At 44.2% G+C, this 1,402-nt stretch carries 3 protein-coding genes; all 3 read left to right on the forward strand.

The genetic code is table 11. From position 1 onward, the window contains the following. On the forward strand, positions 1–294 hold a 294-nt coding region (locus tag B3V51_RS01315), incomplete at its 5' end, for a CoA transferase subunit A (RefSeq protein WP_286707833.1). A gap of 125 nt (positions 295–419) precedes the next feature. Then, positions 420–1,049 (forward strand): 3-oxoacid CoA-transferase subunit B, encoded by a 630-nt coding sequence (locus B3V51_RS01320; protein WP_286707834.1) that lies wholly within the window; start codon positions 420–422, stop codon positions 1,047–1,049. A gap of 42 nt (positions 1,050–1,091) precedes the next feature. Next, positions 1,092–1,402 (forward strand): SDR family NAD(P)-dependent oxidoreductase (locus B3V51_RS01325; RefSeq protein WP_286707835.1); only part of this gene is annotated, 311 nt, incomplete at its 3' end.

Raw genomic sequence — 1,402 nt, forward strand, 5'->3', positions numbered from 1 at the left:
GGTCGTACTTATGTGTTAGAGCATTCACTGCGTGCGGATGTGGCACTCATCAAAGCACAAAAGGCTGATAAAGCCGGTAACTTGATATTTAATAAGACCGCTCGCAACTTCAATCCAGACTGCGCGATGGCGGGAAAAATCACCATCGTCGAAGTCGAAGAAATCGTCGAGACAGGCACGTTTGATCCAGATGAAGTGCATCTACCAGGTATTTTTGTGCAACGTATTGTATTGAATGCTAGCCCTGAAAAACGTATCGAAAAAACCACGACTAAAGCGGTAGAAGGCGCTTAGATAAAATCATGGTTGAGACTTATGGTCAGTTTTTAGATTGATAATAACTTAGATAGCTAATTGTTTAGATAACTAACGATTTAGATGAATAGCAATAGAACATCGTAAAAAATAAGGAAATCAGCATGGCATGGACAAGAGAACAAATGGCGCAGCGCGCGGCAAAAGAGCTACAAGACGGCTATTATGTCAACTTAGGCATTGGTCTACCAACGCTAGTCGCTAACTATATTCCTGAGGGCGTAGACGTATGGCTACAATCAGAGAACGGCTTGCTGGGTATTGGTGAGTTTCCAACCGAAGACGCCGTTGATGCCGATCTGATTAATGCAGGCAAGCAAACCGTGACCGCAGAAGCAGGGGCCAGTTATTTTAGTAGTTCAGAGTCCTTTTCGATGATTCGCGGTGGTCATGTCAACTTAGCGATATTAGGCGCCATGGAAGTCTCAGAACAAGGTGACCTTGCTAACTGGATGATTCCCAAAAAAATGGTCAAAGGTATGGGCGGTGCGATGGATTTGGTCGCAGGCGTACAGCGTGTGATTGTATTGATGGAACAGGTCAATAAGCATGGCGATCCAAAAATCTTAGCCAACTGTGAGCTACCATTGACGGGTAAGGGCGTGATTGATCGTATCATCACTGAGCTTGCCGTATTAGACGTTACTGACAGTGGCCTAAAATTGGTTGAATTAGCAGATGGTGTTAGCTTTGACGAGCTACAAGAAAAAACGCCAGTTAGCATTGCTCAATAGGATTTATCTCCTAATATTTATAGATCATAATAAGGAACCTATATGTCCACCCAATTACAGCAGGATTTGACAGGTAAAGTGGCATTAATCACTGGCTCTGCAAGTGGTATCGGTCGTGATATCGCTGAGACTTATGCAAAAGCAGGCGCTTCGGTTGGTATTGCCGATATCAATCTTGAAGCAGCACAGCTAACGGTTGATGCCATTGAAGCAGGTGGCGGGCGTGCTCTTGCGATTGCGATGGATGTGACCTCTGAAGATGCGGTAAACGAAGGTGTACAGAAATTGGTTGATACCTTTGGCGCTATTGATATTTTGGTGTCTAATGCTGGTATCCAGATTATCAATCCTAT

The sequence above is a fragment of the Psychrobacter sp. UBA2514 genome (assembly GCF_002341255.1).
Classification (GTDB): domain Bacteria; phylum Pseudomonadota; class Gammaproteobacteria; order Pseudomonadales; family Moraxellaceae; genus Psychrobacter; species Psychrobacter pacificensis.

Excerpts from the sequence above, each read along its gene's own strand:
- B3V51_RS01320 (WP_286707834.1), top strand. The coding sequence starts at position 420 with ATGGCATGGACAAGAGAACAAATGGCGCAGCGCGCGGCAAAAGAGCTA.